19 protein-coding genes and 3 pseudogenes are annotated in these 22672 nt (G+C 54.2%); 8 read left to right on the plus strand and 14 right to left on the minus strand.

What is annotated here, in order from left to right; translation table 11 throughout:
• Positions 1-6 precede the first annotated feature (6 nt).
• Both CAG29_RS16065 and CAG29_RS16070 read right to left on the minus strand, forming a co-directional pair.
• On the minus strand, positions 7-717 hold the full coding sequence (locus tag CAG29_RS16065) for a hypothetical protein (protein ID WP_043243004.1): 711 nt from the start codon (positions 715-717) through the stop codon (positions 7-9).
• Complete coding sequence (locus tag CAG29_RS16070) at positions 710-2182, minus strand: hypothetical protein (protein ID WP_139831498.1); 1473 nt, start codon at positions 2180-2182, stop codon at positions 710-712. The genes CAG29_RS16065 and CAG29_RS16070 overlap by 8 nt, the downstream gene beginning before the upstream one ends.
• 84 nt (positions 2183-2266) lie before the next feature.
• Between CAG29_RS16070 and CAG29_RS16075 the strand changes: the two genes are divergently transcribed.
• From CAG29_RS16075 to CAG29_RS16085, 3 genes are all read left to right on the plus strand, one after another.
• The gene (locus tag CAG29_RS16075) at positions 2267-3178 is read left to right on the plus strand and encodes a WYL domain-containing protein (RefSeq protein ID WP_256576795.1); all 912 of its coding nucleotides are present in this window, start codon (positions 2267-2269) and stop codon (positions 3176-3178) included.
• Positions 3179-3242: 64 nt separating this feature from the next.
• Positions 3243-3812 (plus strand): hypothetical protein, encoded by a 570-nt coding sequence (locus CAG29_RS16080; RefSeq protein ID WP_371916630.1) that lies wholly within the window; start codon positions 3243-3245, stop codon positions 3810-3812.
• 316 nt (positions 3813-4128) lie between these two features.
• A complete protein-coding gene (locus CAG29_RS16085; protein ID WP_085694797.1) occupies positions 4129-7095 on the plus strand; it encodes a DEAD/DEAH box helicase in 2967 nt (988 codons plus the stop codon).
• Positions 7096-7417: 322 nt separating this feature from the next.
• On the opposite strand, the gene CAG29_RS16090 is transcribed toward CAG29_RS16085, so the two are convergent.
• Positions 7418-7612, minus strand: a complete 195-nt coding sequence (locus CAG29_RS16090) for a hypothetical protein (RefSeq protein ID WP_178081568.1) — start codon at positions 7610-7612, stop codon at positions 7418-7420.
• Between the two features lie 275 nt (positions 7613-7887).
• Here CAG29_RS16090 and CAG29_RS16095 point away from each other — a divergent pair, with 275 nt between their 5' ends.
• A complete protein-coding gene (locus tag CAG29_RS16095) occupies positions 7888-8445 on the plus strand; it encodes a hypothetical protein (RefSeq protein WP_085694801.1) in 558 nt (185 codons plus the stop codon).
• A gap of 2 nt (positions 8446-8447) precedes the next feature.
• On the plus strand, positions 8448-9278 hold the full coding sequence (locus CAG29_RS16100; RefSeq protein ID WP_085694802.1) for an ATP F0F1 synthase synthase: 831 nt from the start codon (positions 8448-8450) through the stop codon (positions 9276-9278).
• A 16-nt stretch (positions 9279-9294) separates the two neighbouring features.
• On the opposite strand, the pseudogene CAG29_RS28250 reads toward CAG29_RS16100, so the two are convergent.
• Positions 9295-9411, minus strand: a pseudogene (locus tag CAG29_RS28250) (IS3 family transposase); the annotation flags it as partial.
• 279 nt (positions 9412-9690) lie between these two features.
• Between CAG29_RS28250 and CAG29_RS16105 the strand changes: the two are divergent.
• Entirely contained in the window at positions 9691-10401 is a 711-nt protein-coding gene (locus CAG29_RS16105) for a DUF4365 domain-containing protein (RefSeq protein ID WP_085694803.1), read from the plus strand.
• Positions 10402-11515: 1114 nt separating this feature from the next.
• Positions 11516-11695 (plus strand): annotated as a pseudogene (locus CAG29_RS16110) (IS5/IS1182 family transposase); the annotation flags it as partial.
• 413 nt (positions 11696-12108) lie between these two features.
• On the opposite strand, the gene CAG29_RS28255 reads toward CAG29_RS16110, so the two are convergent.
• From CAG29_RS28255 to CAG29_RS16150, 10 genes and pseudogenes are all read right to left on the minus strand, one after another.
• Positions 12109-12714, minus strand: coding sequence for a hypothetical protein (locus CAG29_RS28255; protein WP_139831499.1), 606 nt, complete (start codon positions 12712-12714; stop codon positions 12109-12111).
• Between the two features lie 12 nt (positions 12715-12726).
• Positions 12727-14123, minus strand: a pseudogene (locus CAG29_RS28905) (RHS repeat domain-containing protein); the annotation flags it as partial.
• Complete coding sequence (locus CAG29_RS28525; RefSeq protein ID WP_170930291.1) at positions 14060-14224, minus strand: hypothetical protein; 165 nt, start codon at positions 14222-14224, stop codon at positions 14060-14062. The pseudogene CAG29_RS28905 and the gene CAG29_RS28525, both read right to left, overlap by 64 nt.
• Positions 14225-14350: 126 nt before the next feature.
• Positions 14351-14614 (minus strand): PAAR domain-containing protein, encoded by a 264-nt coding sequence (locus CAG29_RS16120; protein WP_085582987.1) that lies wholly within the window; start codon positions 14612-14614, stop codon positions 14351-14353.
• 93 nt (positions 14615-14707) lie between these two features.
• Positions 14708-15049 carry a hypothetical protein gene (locus CAG29_RS16125; protein ID WP_085582985.1) on the minus strand — a complete coding sequence of 114 codons (342 nt, stop codon included), beginning with the start codon at positions 15047-15049 and terminating at the stop codon, positions 14708-14710.
• Between the two features lie 65 nt (positions 15050-15114).
• Positions 15115-16305, minus strand: a complete 1191-nt coding sequence (locus CAG29_RS16130) for a hypothetical protein (protein WP_139831500.1) — start codon at positions 16303-16305, stop codon at positions 15115-15117.
• A 465-nt stretch (positions 16306-16770) separates the two neighbouring features.
• Positions 16771-16842 carry a pyrroloquinoline quinone precursor peptide PqqA gene (gene pqqA / locus CAG29_RS16135; RefSeq protein ID WP_063607997.1) on the minus strand — a complete coding sequence of 24 codons (72 nt, stop codon included), beginning with the start codon at positions 16840-16842 and terminating at the stop codon, positions 16771-16773.
• Positions 16843-16918: 76 nt separating this feature from the next.
• Entirely contained in the window at positions 16919-18976 is a 2058-nt protein-coding gene (locus CAG29_RS16140) for a PQQ-binding-like beta-propeller repeat protein (protein ID WP_085694804.1), read from the minus strand.
• 296 nt (positions 18977-19272) lie between these two features.
• Positions 19273-20061, minus strand: coding sequence for an ABC transporter substrate-binding protein (locus CAG29_RS16145; protein WP_085632565.1), 789 nt, complete (start codon positions 20059-20061; stop codon positions 19273-19275).
• A gap of 45 nt (positions 20062-20106) precedes the next feature.
• Positions 20107-21276 carry a M20 aminoacylase family protein gene (locus CAG29_RS16150; RefSeq protein WP_085632567.1) on the minus strand — a complete coding sequence of 390 codons (1170 nt, stop codon included), beginning with the start codon at positions 21274-21276 and terminating at the stop codon, positions 20107-20109.
• Positions 21277-21406: 130 nt separating this feature from the next.
• Here CAG29_RS16150 and CAG29_RS16155 point away from each other — a divergent pair, with 130 nt between their 5' ends.
• Positions 21407-22360 carry a LysR substrate-binding domain-containing protein gene (locus CAG29_RS16155; RefSeq protein ID WP_085632582.1) on the plus strand — a complete coding sequence of 318 codons (954 nt, stop codon included), beginning with the start codon at positions 21407-21409 and terminating at the stop codon, positions 22358-22360.
• The last annotated feature ends 312 nt before the right edge of the window (positions 22361-22672 follow it).

Genomic DNA, 22672 nt, shown 5'->3' on the forward strand with positions numbered 1-22672 from the left:
CCTTCCTTATGCGTTGACCTGGGCGCGGATGTAATCAAAAAGACGCGGCAGAGTGCGCTCGCGCAGATTGATCCTTAACCGGTGCGTTGGGGTGAAATCCCGCGAATCATCATCGTCCTCACCGCGTGTGGCGGTGACCAAACCGCTTTCCTTCATTTGTCGCAAGACCATCCTGATGAGCCCATCGACTGAGCTAATCGAATTAGGTCGTTCAGGTTGCATAGGGGCTATCTGGAGGATGTAACCCCAGCCTGGCCGCATCTCTTCAATGACCAGATTGTCATCACCATCCTGCTCCTTCATGCGCTCGGCCAGCACCAGCAGCGAATCGCGAAACTTGGGTACCCTCGCCGGAATTGGGAATCGCGACTCGTCGTCGAGCAACTCCTGGGTGGGATAGAAAACCGCCGAGATGGCCAACATGCATAGGGCCGTTGCAACCTTCTGCTCCTCAGACATCGGTTGTTTACGCAGATCGCTCATGCGCAGGGAGAAGCGACTCTCTTTGCCAGTAGGGGCTACGATCAGCCCGCGCTCTGAAACATCCAGAACCTGCAGCTGCATGCCCTCCGCCACCTCGGCGAGTACCTGCTTTAAAACAGGGTTGCTTCGGTAACGCGCCAGCAGCTCGCGATACTCGGCATCATTGGCGGGAGAAAGATTGATCTGCAGGGCCTTGTACAGCAGACGTGAAGCATCACTGGCGTGGTTATCCATCAGAAGGTTCCTGGGATACTGATCTAAGGTCGAACCGAAGGTTGTCCCCGGACACCACAAAGCTTTCAAAGGTGCCATCGGCAACAGCGTGTCGATCTGAGAATGCGGACTCGCTGTCCGGGTAGCTGAGGTACATCAGGATGCCGATGCACTGCAGGCGTTTGTGGTCAAAACCTTCCGCCTCCCCGGCGGCAATGAGCTCATCGAGCTTCCAGGGGCGGTTGTCCATGAGTTTCAGCTTGATCCAGGCGAGCACCTCCGCCACCAGCTGCTCTGGGAACGGATCAGGCCAATCCTCGAATGCTTCGATATGCCCATCATCATTGGGAGGTGCAGGCTCATTGGTGCTCCGGCGCTCAAGCAGCAGCGCCAGAAGATCAGATAGATCATGAACCTTGGGAAAGACCGCAGGGAAAACGCTGAGATAGATCTCCTCGGCAACCTGGGCGAAGTGCTTGATCGGAGCCTTAAGCACGGTCGGGAGGATGGTAGTTTCCAGATCGGGAAGTCCTGAGTACTTCTTGGGCCGGAAGGCTGAAATCTGCGCATCCAAAAAGTTCTTTTCGGTGCTTGTGATGTCTTTCTGCAGGCGTGCCCGCACGGCGCTAGACGCGCTGATGATTTCTTTAAGCTCAATCAGCTCATCTTTAGAGGTCTGGGTCTCAACGACATCTAGCTGCGATTCAACGGCCATCTTCAGCTTTAGGTCTTCACCCTGTCGCTCGCTCACGTGAGAGCGGGCCGAATTGAGGCGCGGTGCCAGGTCCCGCTCCCATTTAACGCTGCCCGGCGAGCGGCGCATCTGCAGGAGGAATTCATTGATCTGCTGGGCGTACTCGATGGACAAGACCCGCGCGTTCCGGGCGACTTCCTTGGCCTGCTGGATACGCCCGCGCTCAATCAGAATCTGGAGCATCCGCTCCATCAGAATTTGCTGGTCTTCGACGTCGATATCGAGCATACCGATGAGCAGCAAGTAGCCTTCCTTACTCGGCCGGTACCGGTAGACGCTCTCCATATCTGGCTCCAGGATCACGAGCCGAAAGCGGAAGGTCAGCATGGTCATGCTCGGGGCATGGAAATAGCCTGAAGCGAACTCCTCATGGTTGTTGTGAATGGCCTCAAGCACTACATCGGCTGCTTGTCGGCAGGTCGCATCGCTGTTTTCTGGACGGATCCGGCTAATGGTCGCTGTCAGGGAATCCCGCACATCATCCATGGTGCAGCCGGCGGCCATGGCCGAACCTTCCATGATAAAGTTCAGAGCCCACAGAAACAGGTACTGGGTGTCCAACCCATCGAATAGCGGCGTTTCACCCTCGGAGACGAACCGATTCCGGGAGAAATACAGCTGACTCATGGGCTGGGTCAGCAGCATCTTGCGCTGCTGAGAGCTCAGGTCGGTCAGCTCGCTGATGACTCCTTTGGAGGGAGCCTCGAGCATATTTAGCGCTAAATCGCTCATAGGGCTGGCTAGTGTCCGTGCCAAGTTTTAAATTTGGTCATCATTTTGATGACAATGATCGCAGTCTATTGATGATCGTGTAGTATGGCAACTGTCGTCACTACCGAATTTCCAGCGCGCATGATTCACAACCTAAGCCAGCCGCAAAGAGACCGCCTAGCCTTCATCGACCTTCGCTTGCGGCTGCTAGGCGAGCTTCGGCGCCAGCACCTGATTGATCGGTTTGAGATCCAGGCTGCCGCGGCGACGCGAGATATCGCCCTGTACAAGGAGCTGGCCGGGGACAACATCGACTACGACACGAGCAGCAAAACCTACGTCGCGAGCGAAACCTTCAAGGCCCTTTTCGACACACCCACGGCGTTGGCCATTAGCTGGCTGATGACGGGATTGGGGGATGGGGAGCCGCGCCAGCAGGCCCCCGGTATACCGATTGATTTCCCCGACCAGCTGTCGTGGCCGAAGATCGACATTCTCAGCGTGGTCACGCAAGCGATTAACAAGCCCTGCCCTGTCTTGATCAGCTATGAATCGCTCAATGGCTCGAGCACGCGGGTCATCTCACCCTTTGCCCTGATCGACAACGGTCTGCGCTGGCACGTACGGGGGCACGATAGAAAGACCGATCAGTTCAGGGACTTTGTGCTGACACGCATCAGCAAGGCCGAGCTTTTACCGGATGCACCTGTCTTGGATCACGAACGCGGCGACCAGGACATCGAGTGGGTGCATATCGTAGAGATCATCCTGGTGCCTCACCCCGATCAGCCCAGGCCGGAGGTCACTGTCTTGGACTACGGCATGGTCAACGGCTATCTGAAAGTGAATCTCAGGGCGGCAACCGTCGGCTATACCCTCCGAAAGTGGAGCGTCGACTGTTCGCCCGACCACAGCCTGAGAGGCCACGAGCACCGTCTGTGGATGAAGAATTGGCGGGTGTTGTATGGCGTAAGGAACGCCGTGCTGGCACCAGGCTTCAAAAAGCCTGAAGACTGACAACGTCAATGCAACCGCCATCACAACGCTTCTCCTGTCTGAGCTTAAACCTGAAAAAGTTCTGATGATGGGGGTTGCAGCGGGCCGCCGTAAAAAACTGAGCCTCAGTGAAGTCATTTTGTCCGAACGCGTCGTGTACTACGAAGGGGCTGCAGCACTCGCCAGTGGCAAGGTTGCAGCGCGATCGGAGTTGCCGCGACCTGGGCTTTCCATCCAGCAAGACCTCAATGCTTACTTCGCGACCGGCTCCCTACCCGATCGCCTGCTAGAGCATGCGAACAGACTCGGTTTTGCAATGCCGCCAGAGTCCAAAGCAGGCGAAGTTGCTGCCAGGTTGATGGTGTCACCAGCGACCATTGCTTCCGGCGAACTACTGATTCGAGATTGGAAACTTTTCGAAGGATTCCAGGGTCTTCACGGCAAAGCTATTGTCGCAGAGGTGGAGGCTTACGGAGTATTCGACGCTTGTGACAGGCAGAACGTGCTTGTCTTGGTCGTTCGCGACATCAGCGATTACGGGGACACGACCAAGGACACGAAGCCGCAGCCATTGTGCCCCTTGATTACGCCACTTATGGATGGAGCCGAAGACTGGCTCAGTAAATTGGAGGGCAGCACGAGGCTCGCTGCGTAGGATACAAACACTCCCTCGACAGAGGAGGCATGAGCTTGCTTGCCTGATCACCGCATCAAACCCAGAGCGGCAACGCCATGAGGGAGTCCTTTTGCGGAACAAAGAGCGCCGGCGACTGCAGTAGCAACACCTATACTAATTGCAACGAACGGGCCGCGCTCAGGGGAGCCATTGAGAGTTACTCGGGTCCCAGCACCTCATTCTCCTGCTGAAGCAAGCAGAAGCCAGGGAATGCTGAAAGAAACTTGCACCTTCACCACTTGTTTAAAGCCCGTCGCACATTAGGATTGGTTAGAAATATCCAAGGACGGTCGAAATGGCTGAGTTTTTCGTAGAGCAGGCGGGATCACTAAAGCTTTTTCAGCAAGCTGACGCACCTAATAGCGGCTTTCGGCCGGGCCAGCTTGGCGCAATTCATGCAACATTGGCCCATTTCTCTGTGCAAGACGACCCCGCGATCATCTGCCTGCCCACTGGCTATGGAAAGACATCATTGATGATGTCGCTACCGCTTCTACTTGGAGCAACCCGGATCCTCGTCGTCGAGCCATCAAGTGCTCTGCGCAAACAGGTGCACTCGCATTTTTCCACCCTTTCGACACTCAGGCGCATCGGTGCGCTACCTGAAGACGGGCCGCTACCTTCCGCTCACTTGCATTCGGGGCGGCCGATAACACCCGAGGCTTGGGAACAGCTGCGGGAGTTCGACGTCGTGATCTCAACCCCCGGTAGTTCTTCGCCAATGATTGCCCCGGGCGCTGCGCCTGACCTCTTCGACGTGATAATTTTCGATGAAGCTCACCATGCGCCGGCGGACTCCTGGGCAGCGTATCTTGATCACTACTCGACCGCTCGATTTATATTCTTGACAGCAACACCCTTCCGGCGCGATGACCGCGTTATTCCGGGCAAGCTAGTCTACCGATATCCTGTGATGAGAGCCGTATCTGAAGGGGCGTTCGACCCTATCGTCTTCCGGGAGGCCCCAATAGATAACGAGCTTGATGATGAGCATGTTGATCGGGTGATTGCCCAAACTGCAGTGGCACAGCTCGAAGAAGATATTGCTAACGGTTTTGATCATAGGCTTTTCGTACGCGCCTCGACCATATCTTCCGCGCAAGCGCTCGTCCCGATCTACGAGCAATTGGGCGTTTCCGTCGCCGCCATAAGCAGCCGACTGACCAAACGACAACAGGACTTAATTGAAGCCAAGCTCATTTCTGGTGAATTGAAGGCCATCATCTGCGTAGACATGTTTGGCGAAGGCTATGACTTCCCAAAACTCAAGGTCGCCGCGTTGCACGCACCCCACAAATCACTGGTACCCACAATCCAGTTCATCGGCAGGTTCGCTAGGATCGACAATGCCACGGGACGCCCAACCCTCATTGCACCGGCATTCAGAGTGCGTGAGGCGACCGCGACTCTGCTCAGAGAGGGAGTCGATCTGGCTCAGATGATTGATGATGCCGCGCTTGCTGAGATCCAGGGCGCAGTTGAAGCCCAAGAATTCATCGAAAGCTTGCCGGTGCGTCGGATGACTGAATCTGACTATGAATCCGTGTCTGCGTTGTCCTTCAATTTGTACGCGCACGTCCGAGGGTTTCACTGCAGTCGCAGGCCGGATTTCGACTTGCTGGGAGAAAAGGTCGGTCGAGTGCTTCGGATTGTGAAGCAGTGGGGAACGCCAGATGGCAATCTGTCTCTCGTATTGACAGCAGATGAAGCACCTCCGAACTGGTCGACCTCAAACACGCTCACTGATATTCGGCACGAGGCCTTCTTGCTGATGTATTTTCCTGAATCGAGCTACTGCTTCATCGGCTCAACCCTCAGGACAGAGAAGCTGTACCTGACCATCATGGATATCGTTTGCCGTGCCGGCAGCCGAGGGTTGAGCTATGAAGAAACGAGCCGAGCGAGGGCCGGACTGGAGGGGATGAGGTTTTTTGCTGTTGGCTTGCAGAACACGACCTTCAATTCGCAAGTCGAAACTTATCGAACCCTAACTGGCCCTCAAGCCGAGCGCGCGGTCACTGCCGGTGACAGCCGCGCTTACGCTCAGGGTCACTACTTCGGGAGTGGCATGAACGGCCAGGTGCGTGAAACCATCGGAGCCAGTAGCAGCTCTAGAATCTGGAGCAATCAGCGCCTATCCGTTCCTGACTTCTTTGCCTGGGTGCAGACGCTTCATGGGCGCATCGTAGGAGATGCTGCGTTTAGCCAAACACACCTCGACTTGGTCAGAACCACTACGACTCTTAGGGAGCTACCAGAAGCGGTGATGGCAGCCAACTGGTCGCGGCAAGGCCTCACTCGCAATCCTCGTATTCACTTCAGGGCTACGCAGGAACAAGAATTACAAACCTCCAGGCTTGTGGAGTGGGATATCCAGGACTTTGAGTGCGATCCACATGCCGGGCACTTGGATTTTTCGATCGTTCATGCTGAGGGGCAGATCCGTATGCGCCTGAGTCTTGAGGGTGGCCAACTGATTCGCTGCCTGGAACCAGATGCCACAATGACGATCGAGTCTAGCCAGGATGGCTGGATGCCATTGGCCGATTGGCTTAGTGAGTACCCTCCTATTTTCTATGCAACAGATAAGTCTTCGTTTGAAGGGCTAAACAAAATCGCTGCCCCTCTTCTCAGATCCCTCGCGCTTGCTCCAGGTGATGCGGAGTCAATCGATTGGACAGGTTGCGCGATCGAGGTGGAGTTCCTGCCGAACAATCAGGAGCCTCGCACACTGGCGCGACGTGCAGAGCTCGATGGCCAAGCAACTGTGCAAGAGCACTTGGAGCAATACCTTCTCACGCTTCCAGATCTCCGGTGTTTGTATTACGACCATCGCTCAGGCGAGGCCGCCGACTACATCTGCGTTACTGTCAATGCAGCCCATGAAGTGAACGTAACCCTCTATCACTGTAAAGGTGCAGGAGGGCTAGCTAATGGAGGGCGAGTTGCTGATGTGTATGAGGTTGCGGGACAGCTGGTAAAGTCAGCTTACTTCTGCAACGTCGCGACCTTGCTGCATCATATGGAAGATCGCATGCATCGCAGACACACATCTCCTTCGTACTTTGTCAGGGGGGACAGGGATGAAACCTACGAGTTGCTGCGGTCAACACCTGCAACAGCTCTTACCTTCACGGTGGTAGGCGTTCAACCTGGTATTCGGCGCACTATGGTTGATGAGCGCATGAGCGATTTGATGGCGTTCTGCATAGGCTACGCACGTCAGGGCTCGGCAAAAGCTTACTGGCTAGTGAGTGAGTAACTGCAGCGGGTGCTGGAAGATGCGATGTGTCGAGGTTTCGCACCGCCAGGCTTGAGGGAGAACTAAAATTCTACTTGGCACTACCACAGATCGGCGCCCAGCCATTGCATTGCAATGGCCGGCGGTTACCAGGAGGCCTCGAGAATTTGCCAAATGCACTCAATGGATCGCTGCCCTCCCCGATTCATCGCTGGTTGCTCGACGCATTTATTCAGTAACCCAGCACCTGATGTCAATCCGATCGTAAATGGCCCAGCATGGTCGAGCCCATCCAATTGATTACACGCTCAAGGACATATGAGCAACGCCCATGAGCGTATAGTCAGATAGATGAATGGTTCTGCTGCGTTGAATTGATGACGATGACTTTTGTGAGCCTACCCTCACTCAGATTCAGGGTGTGCGTTCGAGCATGCTGCTCAAGCTTGGCCAGGGTCAGAGGCGTACCATTGACCCGAATCTGGAGTCCGGGGTCATGGATGAACTGTGCTGCAAGCACCGCGACGATCTCCTTCACATCCGGCATCTTGCGGGTACCTGATTGATTTACTCAGCTGAATCCGCGACAAGCACGCGGACGTGCTCACCTTCCCGTGCGTCTTCAATCCGGTAGGCCTGCGCGCCTGGAACCTATCATCTCAACGCACGTGTCCGCTCATGCAGGGCATCTCGGGCTTAGATAAAGGGTGTAAAAAAGCTAATGGACAGTCATAGGCCAGAACTGGCGAGCCCCGACGCTTCTTGGTAGCATCCTGCCATCAGAGGATGAAAATGATTACGGATGATTTTTGAGTGGACTTCAACACGCTATTCAGATTACTGCTGACCTTCAACGCGACGTCCCTGCTGGTGATTGTGTATCTGGTTCAGCGTGAAATCACGTTTGGTGGGTTTATCGCAGATCCGAGCTTGTCCGGGTTGAAAACTGCCATTAATGGACTCTCCTATGTCCTGTATCTTGCCATTCCTATCGTACTGACAGGCCTCAGCTTAAGACTAAGCAGACGACTGGGAAGTGACACCTTTCAATCTGGGCAGGTTGTGAGCATTGAGCATGCGAATAATAGCTTTTTGCCAAGCTATTTGGGGTATTTCTTCGTGGCGCTCAGCATCAATAGCTTTCAGACTCTAGTGTTTGTGTATTTGATACTATTTATCTTCACATACCGATCACAAGCGCTGTATTTCAATCCTCTATTCTTGCTATACGGATATGAGTTTTACAACGTGAGCACCTCGTCTCATGTCACGCTTTTCTTGATTAGCAAGGAAAGCTTTCGGACTCCTAAGGAGGTCGTGATTGACAAGGTGTACCGCATTAATGACTACACTCTAATCGATAGAGGCTGAAAATGGACTTTGTCCTCGCTAAAATCAAACGTCTCCAAAAGAATGCCATCGTAAAGGTTCTCTCGGACAGTAAACTTTATGCAGAAATCGTTATCGACGCGGCAGCCTGCGTACCTTATGAGCCTGACCATAATCTGGATGAAGACTCCTGGTTTGTGATTCCTGGTTTTTCAGGGCAGCCGTTCTGCATCGATTTTCTGAAAGAGCCGTTCGACAGCAAAAATCATGTCGAACTCAAGAAAAACCAGTTTGATAAAATCACATGGCTGTGTAGTATCCAGAATGACTCCTTCTACTTTCAAAAAGTGACACCGTCTCTGCTAGTGTCCCGAAAAAGCATCACTTTCGGAGAGGTCGCGGAGCTAGACGACGGACAGTTGCGAATTGTGATTAACGCAACGCCGGACGCTATTTACCTGCCCAAAACAGATTCGCTGGTTTTCAAGAGTCTGGCCACGATCTCTAGCATTTTTAAAGGGATCGGCCAGCTGTTCAAAGAAGCAACTCATGAGGAAGTGGAAAAATTCCTTGATGAGCCCTTTATTGAGCTTTCAAACAATTTTGAGGCGGCACGTGTGTCTACACCGAACAGGAAGCGCATTGGATTGGCGATGGCGACCCTTGCAGCGCTTCCGTCTAGCCAGCGAGCTGCGATGGTCAGCTACATCGACGACTACTGCGCCGGCCTCCTTGATTTCGACAAAGCCAAAGGCGTCTTCGATATTGGCAGCGATCATCAGTTAAAGCTGCTGATCTACGGCATCGAGCAACGCTTTTACACAACGCTTTTCGGAAATGAGAGGCGCCTGGCAAACTCTGTACAACTGATGTAGGTGAGTTGTAGTGGTCACTAATCCCGGACACGACGTTAAGTTTTTCCTCGGACCGCGCTGGTGCCAACCCCTCGTTGAATTGGTGAGGCCGAATCCAGTTGTAGCGATGCATCAAAAAATGGCTGATCTCGCGCAGTTCGATAGCCCTCCAATGCCGAGTGAACGGCTGGCTTCGATGTAGCTGCAGTTTTGTTTGAGCACGAGGTCGGCGGCCTCGCGCTTGAGTTCAGGAATAAAGGAGCGCAGTTGTTTGGTTATCTGACACCTCGATCTGTCGAGCATTCTCGCCTAAATGGGTGTCTGGTTTCATTAGACCACTACAGACACAATCGACTGAGAAAAATAAGGTGCTTGCTTCTTTCATCATCTCGCTATGCTCGTTGAGCTTAACTGACCACCTCAAGGGAACAAAATGCATTACTCCGATAATCAGCAAATCGGTGACATGGGCGAGTTAATTGTAAAGAAGGAATTCATAAAGCTTTTCAAATGGCCGTGCCGTGGCCAGGAAATTGATTTAGGGATAGACGCTGAATTCGAAGTAATGCTCGAGGACAACTCCTCCTCAGGAAAAATCGTCAAAGTTCAAATAAAATCCACTAACACTCCTTTCAAAGATGGGACAAACACCATATACCCAGATCGAGAGCACATTGAATATTGGAAAAAAATAACAACACCAGTAATATTATGCGCAGTAAATGTAGAAAGCGAAGAAATCCTTTGGAAAGTCATAGATGCAGACTTCAACTATGACACGCCCAAAGGAGCAAAAATAGAACTAGATCGCACCACCGACAGACTAACCAAAGCTTCAAAATTAAAGCTCGAAAAGATCGCCGCTGATGGCAACAACGTCCTCGCCTCTCTAGCCAAAACCACAATGAACTCACTTCAAAGTTTTATAGACAGTTCGGGGGTCGCATGGTTATCAATAGACAGTCCAATATCTTTAGAACAGCATGCCGCTAATGAAGAGGCCATTTTACTTATTCATAGAATGATTGCATTAAGCAATGGCCGACTCCCCGCCTCATTCTCAAAAACCGTAGAAACCTTGAATCGTCTTTGGAATCAGATAGACATGTCACTTGATAGGCAAAAAAAGGAAGACCTTTACTAACTTTTGAGTATGCGAAAGCAAGCGGAGCGCGCAGGCCGCCCCGGTCGAAGGCGTGCAGGATGAAAGCCCACAGGGCCGAGACCCGCGATGCGGGCTCGGTTCACGACAGCTTGCAGCGCATTTCCGAAATGATAAAAGTTCTGGGCGCGGTTCGGCGGCGCGGTGGTGGCGATCCGATAGCTGAGTCATTGGGAATGCCCGGTCTAAATGGCTGTACCAAACGGCTCGCTCGGTTGCCACCATCGGCCAGTATCAATCCCCCCAACGCGAATGCCTGCCCATCTACCGCAGCATCCTCACCGCTGGAGTAGCGGCAAGAGGTAGGATCGACCAGACGAGCGGGAAGCCTAGTCCATGAACATGAATCGATGAACAAGCACATTCATTTTAAGTGTGTTGAACCAAGTGCAATTGGCTTGAGAGCGGCTTATGAACATCTGACATCGCCCACAAGTTAAACCAGATGCCATGTCAGATGTGTTCATGAGCTGTCCATTTCCACCAATCCCCGGTCGGAATTCCAAGAAACCCCGTTTGACGTAAAATCAGTCGTTTGCGATGGCATCTGAGGCAATCGCGATATAAATAGACGTTGCTTCGAAAAGCGCTTAACAGATTGATTTTACTGGGCATTACGAAAAATGTAGTGCAGGCCTCACCAACTGTTGCAACGTAATTATGAGACTACCGTGTAGCCGGCAGTTGGCCTGTAAGCCTTTATTTGCGAGGGTTTCAGCCTATTCCTTCATTTTGTTACTAGCTCAGAGTCTATCAATCAATCGTGAGACAACGTCGCGTATCCACGCTTGCGAAATTAAGATAAATTCCAATAAAAACAATAAGTTATCTATATTTCGAAGAAATCGCGAGACATAACCCGCAGCGCTTTTGGTGAAGATTTGACGAGACACTTCTGGGCCCGAACGCTCTGGCGGCATAGGCAGAATTCCGCGCCAATCCACCGCTCGGATTGCTGAAGATCAAGCCTGACGCGAGTTTTCCTAAAATATTTGTTGGAATAACTGGGCTGAGAACTGCTCTGCACTAGACCCATCCTAGAGCTATGGTTTTGGCTTCCCGGCACGAAATCGTGAGATATCACCAGTGGACAGCGCTACGCCGCTACTGCGACCAATATCGAATGCAACCCGTCATCCCACGGATGTTTGGCTGGCTGAAAGAGAACCGCCGGATCGTAACGCGCTTCGACAAACTCGCGAAAAGCTACGCTGCCATGGTCTCACTGGCTTGTTCTATGCGGTGTTTGCGACATCTCTTTTCGTACAGAGCCTAGTGACCTTTGAGGTGAGGAGGGTTTTGAATCGTATTTAAAGCTTGCTGCCATAGTGTTGCTCCCTTCCCTGAGGGATGAACTGTGCATCGGACTTGTAGCGTCCGTAGCCGGACAGACACCGGCACCCTCCTCCGTTACCGTCTAGCTTTCGTCCCGGCAAGTATGACCGTGTGGCACGTGCGACTCCGATGCCAAGGCTTTACACCCAGAGAATCAACCAGACGAGAAGCCGAAAAATCCAATTTAAAACTCGACCCTTCGCGCTGATTAAACCCGTGGCATGAGCCCAGACACACTGCTGACGCTAGATTAGACATCAGCAGCGAGCCGTAAGGGCGACGAGTGAAAACGGTGGATACCTAGCGGCGCTAGGCACCCATATGACTTCTACCAGTCCATCCCACTACGAAAACTCATATTGAGAGTATTTTCAGCTTATTGACTAGACGACCGTATGCGCTCGTCTTTTTTTCAGGATTATCAAGCATCGACTGTTGACTAATGTGATCGAACATACTCATCACTGCCTGCGTTGCCATTGAACCAAATTCTTCCTTACCAAAATCACATTCTAGCGTCGAAATTACATATGCATTACGCTCCCCCCATTGTTCGAAGCGTACAACCATTCGTTTGTTGATAATCACAGCGCCGGCGTGGAAGTCATCAGAAAAATAAAAGTCCATTTGAGGAGTAATCTCGAGTTTCTTATCCGAGGAAGTTATCAATCTCTTCAGAAATGAAGTTAACCGCACCCCTCCTGTCACGGATAGTCCCACCCCCAAGCGTTCATCACCGTTAAAATAATACTTTAAAAGTATTATTGCCTTTCGATTGAAATACGGTACGTCGTGGGCTTTTTCAAAAAAGTGAAAATCCGACGACTCCCCTATTAGCTCATAATTATTCTCAAAAAACTCTGATTCGGAGAAGCTATTCAATCCAACATCTTTTGGTTGAAGCTCAATTTCTCCGCCCATGAAAAAATCAATAAATCCGTAAAAATTCGTTGAAAGCATAACCACCCTACGTTAGCGCGCTATGGGATTTGTTCCAGCGGCATGATGCCTACCTAGAATAGAACCTAACTGTTTTAACTCCGGTACTCGACCGGAGTTAGGATTTGCATCAACCCCCGCCTGAGCGGCTTTAGCCAATCGGTCTACGTTACTTTGTTTATCAAGGTACTTTATTACGCATTCGCAAGCTTTTCCCCACTGAGACTTGCTCATATCACGCGTGGCCTTGTCAGCAGGTTCGAGCACGACATGAGTTCCCTCGCTGTTCGGTTTCAAGGAAATGTGACCGCCTGCAGGAGGCAATCCGGAACCGTTGACATTCACATGCACACCACGAGCCAATACGTCTGGACCAGCAGTATTTGCTCCAACTTTGTGGCCTGCTAGGCCAAGCGGGTCAACTAACCCAATGGCGTTGGGCCCATAAAAATATAGGTTCAGTCCACCTGAATACCTTATCGGATCTTGACTGATAAAACGCCCAACGCCAGGGTCATAGTACCGATACCGGTTGTAATGCAGCCCAGTCTCATGATCGTAATATTGCCCCTGGAATCGAATCGGGTTTGTCACCCCCTCTTGCAATGCCAAGGCCGAACGCTGCTCACGCACTTCCCCCCAAGCCTTGTACTGCGCACTCCAAGCGACCTCACCGTTCTGATCCGTCAGCTCCTGAGGCGTGCCCAGATGATCGCACTGATACCATGTCAGCACGTCAATAGGTGGCGATACCGGCGAGTGATTCCACAATGGATCCTCATCCACACTGTAGTCTTCGTCGTAGCTCGGCAATCCCATCAGATTGATAGCGCTATGCGTCAGCGCTTGGGCCACAGGAATAAACGTGCCTGGTTCGAAGACGTAGTGAACCGTTCTCCCCACCTCCCCATCCTGCTGCGCAAGACGACTCTCCCACGCTAGGTTATCGCCATCCCAACCGTAAAGCGTGAAACCACAGCCATGTTCACGCTGCACCCGCGCCCGCTCGCTGCGGTTCCACAACGAGCCTGCCTCCGACCTTTGTTTGTAATGCACGTTCGAGTGTTTGAGCAAACGTCGCCCCAAGGCGTCATAGACATACTGAACCGACAACCGAGCGTCATCGAAATGCACCAGACGATCAAACAGATCCCAGCGCATCTGGCTGTACGTGCCGTTTTGCCAGCGCTTGATCTGATTGCCGCGCTCATCGTATTCGTAGTGGGTGCCGGCGTATTCCCGCAGCAGGTTGTCGAGCAGTTTGCTGTGTGGTGGCGTCAACTCCAGCGGACGGCGAGTCTCAACAGTTTTTTATCCAACAAGTTACCCGCCGGGTCGAAATCAAAGTTTTCTGCGCCCAAACGGCTCACAGCACTGAGCAATCTACCGACCGGGTCATAACGATAAGAGGACTGACCACGTCGGCTGTCAAAGTCGCGGCGCTACTGGCAACGTCCTGGATGTCGATGGCATTCAACGGAACGATGGCAACCTGGGGTTCACGTTTTACAACAGCAGCGGTGTCAGTCATGGAAGCGTCTTACCAGCCAGCAGGCCTGGGGGTAGCGGAAATGGTGTATCAGGCGCATTGCCCCCAGTAAGCGCGACAACAAGCCGCGCCCGGGAACATGGGCTCAGACGAAATTCAAATTTTTATTTAGCTGATCACGGCGCCTTTCGGGCCACTGGCAATCAGTGCAGCCCCGCAGGCGGTTTTCATGCCGTCCAGTGCGATGGGCGTGCCGTCGACGGTGTAGGTGCTGCTGCCCTCTGCGATCGGGAAAACTCCTTTGCACAATGGGCAACTGACTTTGTGACCGACCCCGGCAATCGGCTTGCCGTTGAGGTCGGTCTGGGAGAACGCTTCGAGCACCTTGCCACCGTGTGTGGTGGAGTCACCCAAGCGGATTGCGTCTTTCATGTTGTCATTCCTTTGACCAGACTTCTGGCTGTCCAAATTGGTCTACTGGATACATCAGGTATGAAACCGGAGGTGATCCGATCTCACCCTTTCCTACGTCTCCATCCAGACATCTTCATAACCGGCTGTGTCGATAATGAATTTTGCTCCAGTGGGCAGGCAGAGATAATTCACAACCTCTGGCAGCATCTCACTGAGGTGGTGAACATGAACCGGCTTGTAGAAGTCATCTGCTGCCGAGTACTCACCACAATGAATGAACCAGCTGATATTTCCGCCTTCCGGCAATTGAACTCTCGTACCGTAAATCGGTGACTGGCCAAGCGAGTCAATGGCAACGGCGACCATTTCTTCAGGCACTTGCACAGGCATTCCATACTTGTCACAAATTTCCTTTTGCGACTCGTCAGGATAAACAGCTTCAGCCTTTTGCATTAATCAGATCCTCAACTTCGTTTTCATACATTTTGACCTACGAATTGAACCTGGGCTTTACTGAGTTAGGCCCACCAATCATGGAGCTTCACCGATCTGAAGCCATAGAAGGAACGTTGCTCCCCGTAAACAACAGTGGCGGATGTGCTCATGCGGGTTACCGCCGAGGCGCCGTTGACCAACGGATTGAGCCTTTGCACTTCATGGCGGGCCCAACAAACCCAGAGTGCAAGTTGTTGTTGGGATTGCTCATCCTGTGGCGTCGCGTCGATGGTGGCTTGGATGAACGCTTCAATGCGCATGGCCCGCTCCCACGACTCGGTATTGCACACCAGAGAAGTCTGCAGCCTCACGCGGCGCTCCTCTGCGTCGTGAGCCTCTCGCTTGAGTTGCTGATCACGATCCCATTTGCGTTGCCAATCTTCATCAGCCGCCCGCTTTACTTTTACTGATTGGGCCAACCTTGGGAGAGCAATAAGCACCTGCCCGAGTCTTTTTTCGATCTGCTCTTTGTCTCTGTCTGTCCAGTTTTTTCTCTCCTGAGTCAGTGTCCTGACATCTACTGACAAGGTGAGAATACCTGTCGATTCCCATCCAAATCTGGATCTGGACAAACCGGCAAAATCTGGTCTCCAGGCTTGGCCTGGCCTTAACGGTTTGGGTGGAGGCCGTGGTATTTCGAACCGTTTCAGCTTTTCACTGATCGAGATTTTTAGCTGCTCATGATCCACGATTACGTGGGTTGCACTCGCAGTGATGGAGAAAAGATAACCACGCTTTTCGCTCTCCTTGATCAGCGTGTCGAAAATCAGCGCACAGCGGGCTATCGAATCACTGGAGACTCGGGCTGACAGAACGCATGAACTTGAGAGATCCAGCGCTCCCTCCACCACTTTGGCCTTGCGAGCTGCAGAGAGCCATTTCCTCACATGGGGATGAGGCTCAACCAACTCTGTGGATACCGCAACCAGCAACGGCTCAGGTTTTACCCTCATCTCGACGCCCAATTGGGCCTTCTGGATGTCCAAGACAGAGAACTCAATCAGGTCGGTTTGCGCTGGCGGCTTAGGGCGCTGTGGCCTTTTTGCCTCAGGCTTTGCCCAGTGCCCTCGCGCCGGCAGGATAATGCCGGCCTTCCTGCAGGCCTTTGACAGACCGACATCGGATACCCCGATTTCGCGAGCAAGCCTCAGCACAGGAGTAGTCCATACCTTCTCGAACAGCTCTTGGGGGGTGAAGCTTTTTGTGATGTACATGTCGATCCACACCTACTTTGCCATTGCACAGTTAGGTTATAGATCGGCAACAAAGGGTCTGCGCAAGATTCAGGTATTGGCGGAGCAAGACCCAGATAGACATATTCGAAGCACCAACTACTCGAATAGCCAACTGCCGCCCCCACTCAGCGAGGCGGAGAGCACTTAGCCTAACGTTGGCTTCGACAATGAACAGACATCAAGGTCTGCCGTTGAGTCAGGAGTAAGTGTTTTTGCCCATACAGTCAGGTGGCGCAATGCTTACAAGGCATCCCGGCTGGGCCACCACCCGGGCTGAAATCGGTTTGGCCTCGGATTAAGCCTGGGCAAAACAAATGCCGATCGACGATTCCGGCTGTTCCTGCGTTGTTCGTAGGATCGAACCTGTTCCTGTCTCTGATGCCAGGCAGGGCAGTTAAGAAGGCGTCAAGCCTAGGCTGACGCCTCCTTCGAATGCCTCAGCACTCAACGATTGGCAAAGTACATCGTCACTTCAAAGCCAATGCGCAAGTCGGTATAGCTGGGTTTGGTCCACATAGTGCGTGCTCTCTCGGTTGGTGAATTGATAAAAGGCAGCGTCCGTCCTTGTCCGCCGCGTAAACCTTGTGTTCGTTCAGGGATTGCCGGCCACCGGCGCCTTACCCTCATGAGCGTCCCAAGCCTGGTTGATCAGGTAGGCAAAAACGGCCTTGAGCTGATCATCGGTAAAATCCGCAAACGCCGGCATTCCGCCGCCAGCCTTGGACAGTACGCCTTGGCGCACGACGGCTTCGAAGAAGTCGTAGCTCGGTGGTGGCGCGTAGATGAGATTGGGCACACGGCCGCCGGCAGCGTTGCCGCGAAAACCATGGCACTCGATGCAGCCGCTGCCCTCGAACAGCTTGCGGCCAAGGGCTGTCAGTGCTTCTGGCTGCCGGGGCGTGAGCGGCGCCGGCACCTTTTGCACTTGTGCGAACGGTGGGTATTCCTTGACGCCGCCCAACTTGAACGCCAGTAACCGTGGCGTGGTCCTGGCCTTCGGCGCGGAAGCCGCGTCTGCGTTCAGCGACCCGGTTGCTGCCGCAGTGCCGGTACCGGTCGCCAGCAGAACGTATTGCTCGCCGTCAACCATGACGGTCGACGGCGCGGCCCGCACCGCGCCACCGATCTCGTGGCTCCACAGTGTCTTGCCCGTCGCAGCGTCCAGCACCTGCATGCGCCCGTCGCCGGTGCCTTGGAACACCAGGCCGCCGGCCGTATGCAGCAGGCCGCCGTTGGTAGGCATCGGCAAGCGCGACCGCCACTTCACGCTGTTGTGGCGTACATCCCAGGCAACGGTTTCGCCGTAGGTTTCGTACTGGCCATCGGCAGAGCGCTGAATGGGCTCGAACGACTGGCCACCGAGCGCGGAATCGGGATCATCCTTGACCAATGTCGGCTGAGACATGGCAGGAATGAACACCGTCTCGTCGTCCGGATTGAAGGCCAGCGCTTCCCAGCCGTGGGCACCCAGGCCATTGGGCAGCTGCATGTACTGCTTGGCGTCGTTGAGCCAATACTGCCCTTCCCGCTTCATGATCGGGCGGCCATTGGCGTCCAATCCTGAAGCCCATTCCATCGGCATGTAGGCACCGCCGGAAATGAACTTGCCGGTCTGAGCATCCAGGGCGTAGGCGAAGCCACTCTTCGGCACGCTCAGCACCGCCCGTTTCGACTGCCCGTTCACGGTGATGTCGGCAATCATGATGCCGACGCTGGAGTCATAGTTCCAAGCATCCTGAGGCGTTTGCTTGAAATGCCATTTGTACTCGCCCGTGCTGGCGTCCAAGGCCACGATGGAGTTGGTGAACAACTCATCGCCCGCCTGCTCGCCACGCTTGGACGGATCGAACGGTGCCGGTCCCCCTACCCCTATGTAAAGCAGGTTCAATTTCGGGTCATAGGTCATCGCATCCCAGGCACTGCCACACCCGTGGGTCTTGGAGTACCAGTCTTTGCCCCAGGTCTTGGCCGCATTCTCATACAGCGCCGATTGCGGCTTCGAGGGATCGTCAGGCACCGTGTAGAAACGCCAACGATGAGCACCGCTCTTGGCGTCGAAGGCATCGACATAACCGCGGGTCGTTCCGGTATCGAGGCAGGCATTGCCGGTGAACACCAAGCCATTGCCCACCCGTGGCGCCGCGGTAATCGCGTACATGTCGGCGGAGTCGCACGATGTCGCCTCCCACACTTTCTTGCCCGTGCGCTGGTCGACCGCGATCAGGCGGCAGTCACCCGAGGCGATGACGACATTGCTGCCACTCAGTGCCACCCCACGATTGAATCGACGGCCCCAATAGCCTGCGAACGATGAGCCCTGCTGCGCATTCTCATCTTTGAAATTCCAGATCAGCCGGCCGGTCTTTACATCGTTGGCAATGACCTGGCCGTTGGGCGCTCCTTGAAAAACAATGCCGTCCTTGACCAGGGGGTTGCCTACCAGACCGTCACTGACTGGGAGATCCACCCACCAGGCCAAGCCCAGTGAACCAACGGTTTCCTTGTTGATGGCCTTCAGCGACGAGGAATGCTGCATCTCGCTGGAGTTTCCAAGAAACTCCCAGTCTGTATTGGGTTTCTCAGCCGGCTGTTCGTTCAGCCCGCATCCCGCAAGCGATACCACCAGTGATGCGACGATTATTGTTCTCATACCAACCCTCTAACCATATAGGCACCCAGGCCAAGGAGATGGTTTGGTCATCAACTATCCCATCGGTCTGGTAGCCATCAGTATTATGATCATTCGACCTGATCAATTGACCAACTCCTGGCAGCGCATTTGACCAGCAATGCCGCGAGCACGCTACAAGAATTTTTTATGGCTTATGAATCAATTGGATATGACGGACTCGGAGGATTGCGCCAGGCGGTAGCCGTTGGGGCCGCTGGCGCCGTCGCAGCTCTGACAATGGCAGGTCGAGGTTGCCGGCATTGGTCAGCTCGATGCTACTTGGCACCGTAGACATCAAAATCGAAGTACTTGTTGTTGATCTGCGCATAAGTGCCGTTGGCAAGAATGGCGGCCAAAGCCTTGTTCAAGTCCTCACGCAACGCGACATCAGCCTTGCGCAGTCCAAGGCCATCGCCCACGCCAAAGTAAGTCGGATCATCCAGCGTGACACCCGTAAGCTCAAAGTCCTGACCCTGCGTTGTTTTCAGGAAGCCATAACTGGCTTGAATGGCGCCTTGCAACGAAGCATCCAGGCGCCCCACCACAAGATCGGCGTAGACCTGATCCTGATTTTGATAGGAAAGAACCTCTACCCCGTTCCGCCCCCAAACCGCTTTGGCGTAGCTTTCCTGGGTTGATCCCTGCTCCACACCGATCCGCTTGCCCTTGAGCGAGTCGACCGTGGGCTCAAGTCCTGAGCCACGTTTGGCCACCAGCCGCGATGGTGCGTTGGACACCTTGTCGGTGAAGGCGATCTGCTCAAGGCGTTTGGGGGTGATGGTCATCGAAGACGCCACAGCATCAAACTTGCGCGCCAGAAGCCCCGGTATCATTCCATCCCAACTGCTTTCCACCCAGACACATCGGGCTTTCAGTTCGGCGCACAACGCCTCGGCGATGTCGACGCCGAAGCCCGTCAGGGTGCCGTCCTGGTTCTTGTACTCCAGCGGCGGATACGTTGGGTCCACCCCCAGCCTCAAGACTTTACCGGACCAGTCGGCCGCACCCGCCAAACCAGAGGCACTCAAGATCACCAGGGAAACGGCCGCAATCACTTTTTTCATTTTTTGTTCTCTTCAGGTCGCAGTTTTTATAGGCACAACTGGAGATCAACTCAGGAAACGTTCGACCAACTTGACCCAGTAGCTCGCACCGATCGGCAGGCATTCATCATTGAAGTCATAGCCAGGGTTGTGCAGCGGGCACTCCCCCTCTCCTTCACCGTTACCGATCACCAGATAGCTGCCCGGGCACTTTTCCAGGACAAAAGCAAAGTCCTCGCTGGCCGTGAAAGGCCGCAAATCATCGATCAGGCATTGCGCTCCAAGCCAGTCGCGAGCGACCTCGCGGGCAAATGCCGTCTGCTGGGGGTCATTGATCAGCACTGGGTGGCAGCGCTGGTAATCGATGCGGGCCTGGGCGCCATAACTCATGGCCTGCCCCTTGACCAACTCAGTGATTCGGGACTCCAGCAAATCGCGCACCTCTGGAGTCAGCGCACGTACGCTCAAGCTCAAGTCCGCATGGGGCGGGATGACATTCGAGGCGCTCCCGGCAAGCAACGAACCTACTGTGATAACGGCCGTTTCCTGCGGATTCACGTTGCGCGCAACAATGCTTTGCAGCGCCATGACGATCGAGGCACCGACCACCACCGGGTCGATGGCCTTGTGCGGCGCCGCACCATGGCCACCGTTGCCGATGATTCTGATGTTTACCGTGTCGGCGGACGCCATGAAGGGGCCGTTGTAAAAGCCCAAATGGCCGACGGGGTAGCCTGGCACGTTATGCATGGCGAAAATCGCGTCACACGGAAACCGCTCTAGCAGGCCGTCCTCCAGCATTTCTCTGGCGCCGCCCAGCCCTTCTTCCGCCGGTTGGAAAATCAGGTGCACGGTGCCTTTGAACGGCCGAGTCCAGGCCAAGTAGTGCGCAGCCGCCAACAAGACGGCTGTATGGCCATCATGGCCGCAGGCGTGCATCACACCGCTGATTTGGCTGGTATAGGGCACGCCCGAGTTTTCCTGTATCGGCAACGCATCCATATCGGCGCGCAAACCGATGGATCGGCCCTCGCCGTTCTTCAGGGTGCCAACCACCCCCGTCCTGCCCACCCCAGGCGTGACCTCGTAACCCCACTGAGTCAAATACGCTGCCACCAACTCGCCAGTGGCGAACTCTTCAAATCCCAGTTCAGGGTGCGCATGAATGCGGTGACGTATTGCAACCATTTCATCTTGTATCTCGGCAATACCAGGTAGAACCGGGCTGGCATTCATCGATGTTCTCCTTGGACGGAAGCTGTGCAGCAGCAAACGCTGCTGGGCCCGATCTTAGGGAACGGCTGCAGGGCTGGGGAGGCGCAATTTGGTTATGATGACAACCATCAGTTGTCATTTGGGTGGGCGGATGAAACTACATCAATTGCAGGCGCTGATTGCCAGTGCCGAGACCGGCAGTATCCGTGCGGCCGCGCGTTCCTTGAATGTTTCCCAGGCCGCCGTCACCAAAGCGCTGCGCGAGCTGGAAACCAACCAGCAGCTTCCGCTTTTCAATCGAACCGTCAGCGGCCTGAGCTTCACGGAATACGGCAAAGTGCTGCTGACTCACGCCAGGCTGGTGCTCAAGCAACTGGAGCTCGCACAGGCCGAACTCGATCATATGCGTGGCAATGCCCAAGGCCGGCTTTGCGTGGGGATCACGCCCTGGGTCGCCCTGACATTCCTGCCTGAGGTGGTGGTGGCTTTCCGCACTCGTATGCCACACATCAGACTGGAGTTGTTCGAAGGACTGATGGCCGTCGCGCAACCGTTGCTGCGCGATGGCAGCATGGATTTCGCGGTTGGCCAGCTCCACCCTGCTCTATCGAGCCAGGAGTTCGCCAGCGAAACGTTGCTCGACTACGAGACCTCCGTGATGGTTCGCGAGGGGCATCCCCTGCAGCACGCGCGATCCATTCACGAGCTGTTGGGTGAAACCTGGGTTCTGAACTACGCACCGGACGGGCACGACGGGCTGATGCGGGAGCTGTTCTGGAATCACGGCGCGCAGATCGAAGAAAGCCGTATCGTGCGTGCTCACTCGCTCGCGCTTTTGCAGGTGCTGGTCGAACGGGCCGACATGTGCGCCTGGGGACCGTCCATCGTCAGCACCGCACCGCCATTTCTGGGACGCTTGGTGTCCTTGAAGCTGGAGGAACAGTTCGACACCCGGCAACTGAGTGTCGTGACGCGGCGCGACAGCGCGCTAAGCAACCCGGCCACGTGTTTCATCGAGTGTCTGTTGCTCGTCATACGAAGCCATGCCCGTTCGGCCAAAAAGGAAGATCGTGCGCTGTTTGAAACTTTGCGGCTGCGGCTTTGAGGTCAGCCCAAACGGTGTTGCGCAAGAAGTTGCGCACTTATTCCGTGAAATGCCTGACACAGCACGCTGGAGGCCTTGAACGACGTGGCTTCCAGCCAAGTGCGCAAGAAGTTGCGCAGTACTGCGCAACTTCTTGCGCACTTTTCATGGGTTTCCACCGACATGATCGGCCTCCATCAAAACAGAACCCTATAAATCACGGATTTATAGGGTTTTTTCATTTCTGGCACGTTCCTTGATAACAGTCAGGCACCCACCGGGCGATTCCGCCTCCCGGGCACCCTAACTCAATCCGCAAGGAGCACCTCCCAT

Source organism: Pseudomonas sp. B7(2017) (genome assembly GCF_002112745.1).
Lineage (GTDB): Bacteria > Pseudomonadota > Gammaproteobacteria > Pseudomonadales > Pseudomonadaceae > Aquipseudomonas > Aquipseudomonas ekonensis.

Coding starts and splice junctions, on each gene's coding strand:
- CAG29_RS16100 (WP_085694802.1), top strand. CDS start 8,448: ATGGACTTTGTCCTCGCTAAAATCAAACGTCTCCAAAAGAATGCCATC.
- CAG29_RS16065 (WP_043243004.1), bottom strand. CDS start 717: ATGGATAACCACGCCAGTGATGCTTCACGTCTGCTGTACAAGGCCCTG.
- CAG29_RS16085 (WP_085694797.1), top strand. CDS start 4,129: ATGGCTGAGTTTTTCGTAGAGCAGGCGGGATCACTAAAGCTTTTTCAG.
- CAG29_RS28525 (WP_170930291.1), bottom strand. CDS start 14,224: ATGACTGACACCGCTGCTGTTGTAAAACGTGAACCCCAGGTTGCCATC.
- CAG29_RS16130 (WP_139831500.1), bottom strand. CDS start 16,305: ATGTACATCACAAAAAGCTTCACCCCCCAAGAGCTGTTCGAGAAGGTA.
- CAG29_RS28255 (WP_139831499.1), bottom strand. CDS start 12,714: ATGCTTTCAACGAATTTTTACGGATTTATTGATTTTTTCATGGGCGGA.
- CAG29_RS16120 (WP_085582987.1), bottom strand. CDS start 14,614: ATGAAAGACGCAATCCGCTTGGGTGACTCCACCACACACGGTGGCAAG.
- CAG29_RS16080 (WP_371916630.1), top strand. CDS start 3,243: ATGATGGGGGTTGCAGCGGGCCGCCGTAAAAAACTGAGCCTCAGTGAA.
- CAG29_RS16140 (WP_085694804.1), bottom strand. CDS start 18,976: ATGAGAACAATAATCGTCGCATCACTGGTGGTATCGCTTGCGGGATGC.
- CAG29_RS16145 (WP_085632565.1), bottom strand. CDS start 20,061: ATGAAAAAAGTGATTGCGGCCGTTTCCCTGGTGATCTTGAGTGCCTCT.
- CAG29_RS16070 (WP_139831498.1), bottom strand. CDS start 2,182: ATGAGCGATTTAGCGCTAAATATGCTCGAGGCTCCCTCCAAAGGAGTC.
- CAG29_RS16155 (WP_085632582.1), top strand. CDS start 21,407: ATGAAACTACATCAATTGCAGGCGCTGATTGCCAGTGCCGAGACCGGC.
- CAG29_RS16105 (WP_085694803.1), top strand. CDS start 9,691: ATGCATTACTCCGATAATCAGCAAATCGGTGACATGGGCGAGTTAATT.
- CAG29_RS16075 (WP_256576795.1), top strand. CDS start 2,267: ATGGCAACTGTCGTCACTACCGAATTTCCAGCGCGCATGATTCACAAC.
- CAG29_RS16125 (WP_085582985.1), bottom strand. CDS start 15,049: ATGCAAAAGGCTGAAGCTGTTTATCCTGACGAGTCGCAAAAGGAAATT.
- CAG29_RS16150 (WP_085632567.1), bottom strand. CDS start 21,276: ATGAATGCCAGCCCGGTTCTACCTGGTATTGCCGAGATACAAGATGAA.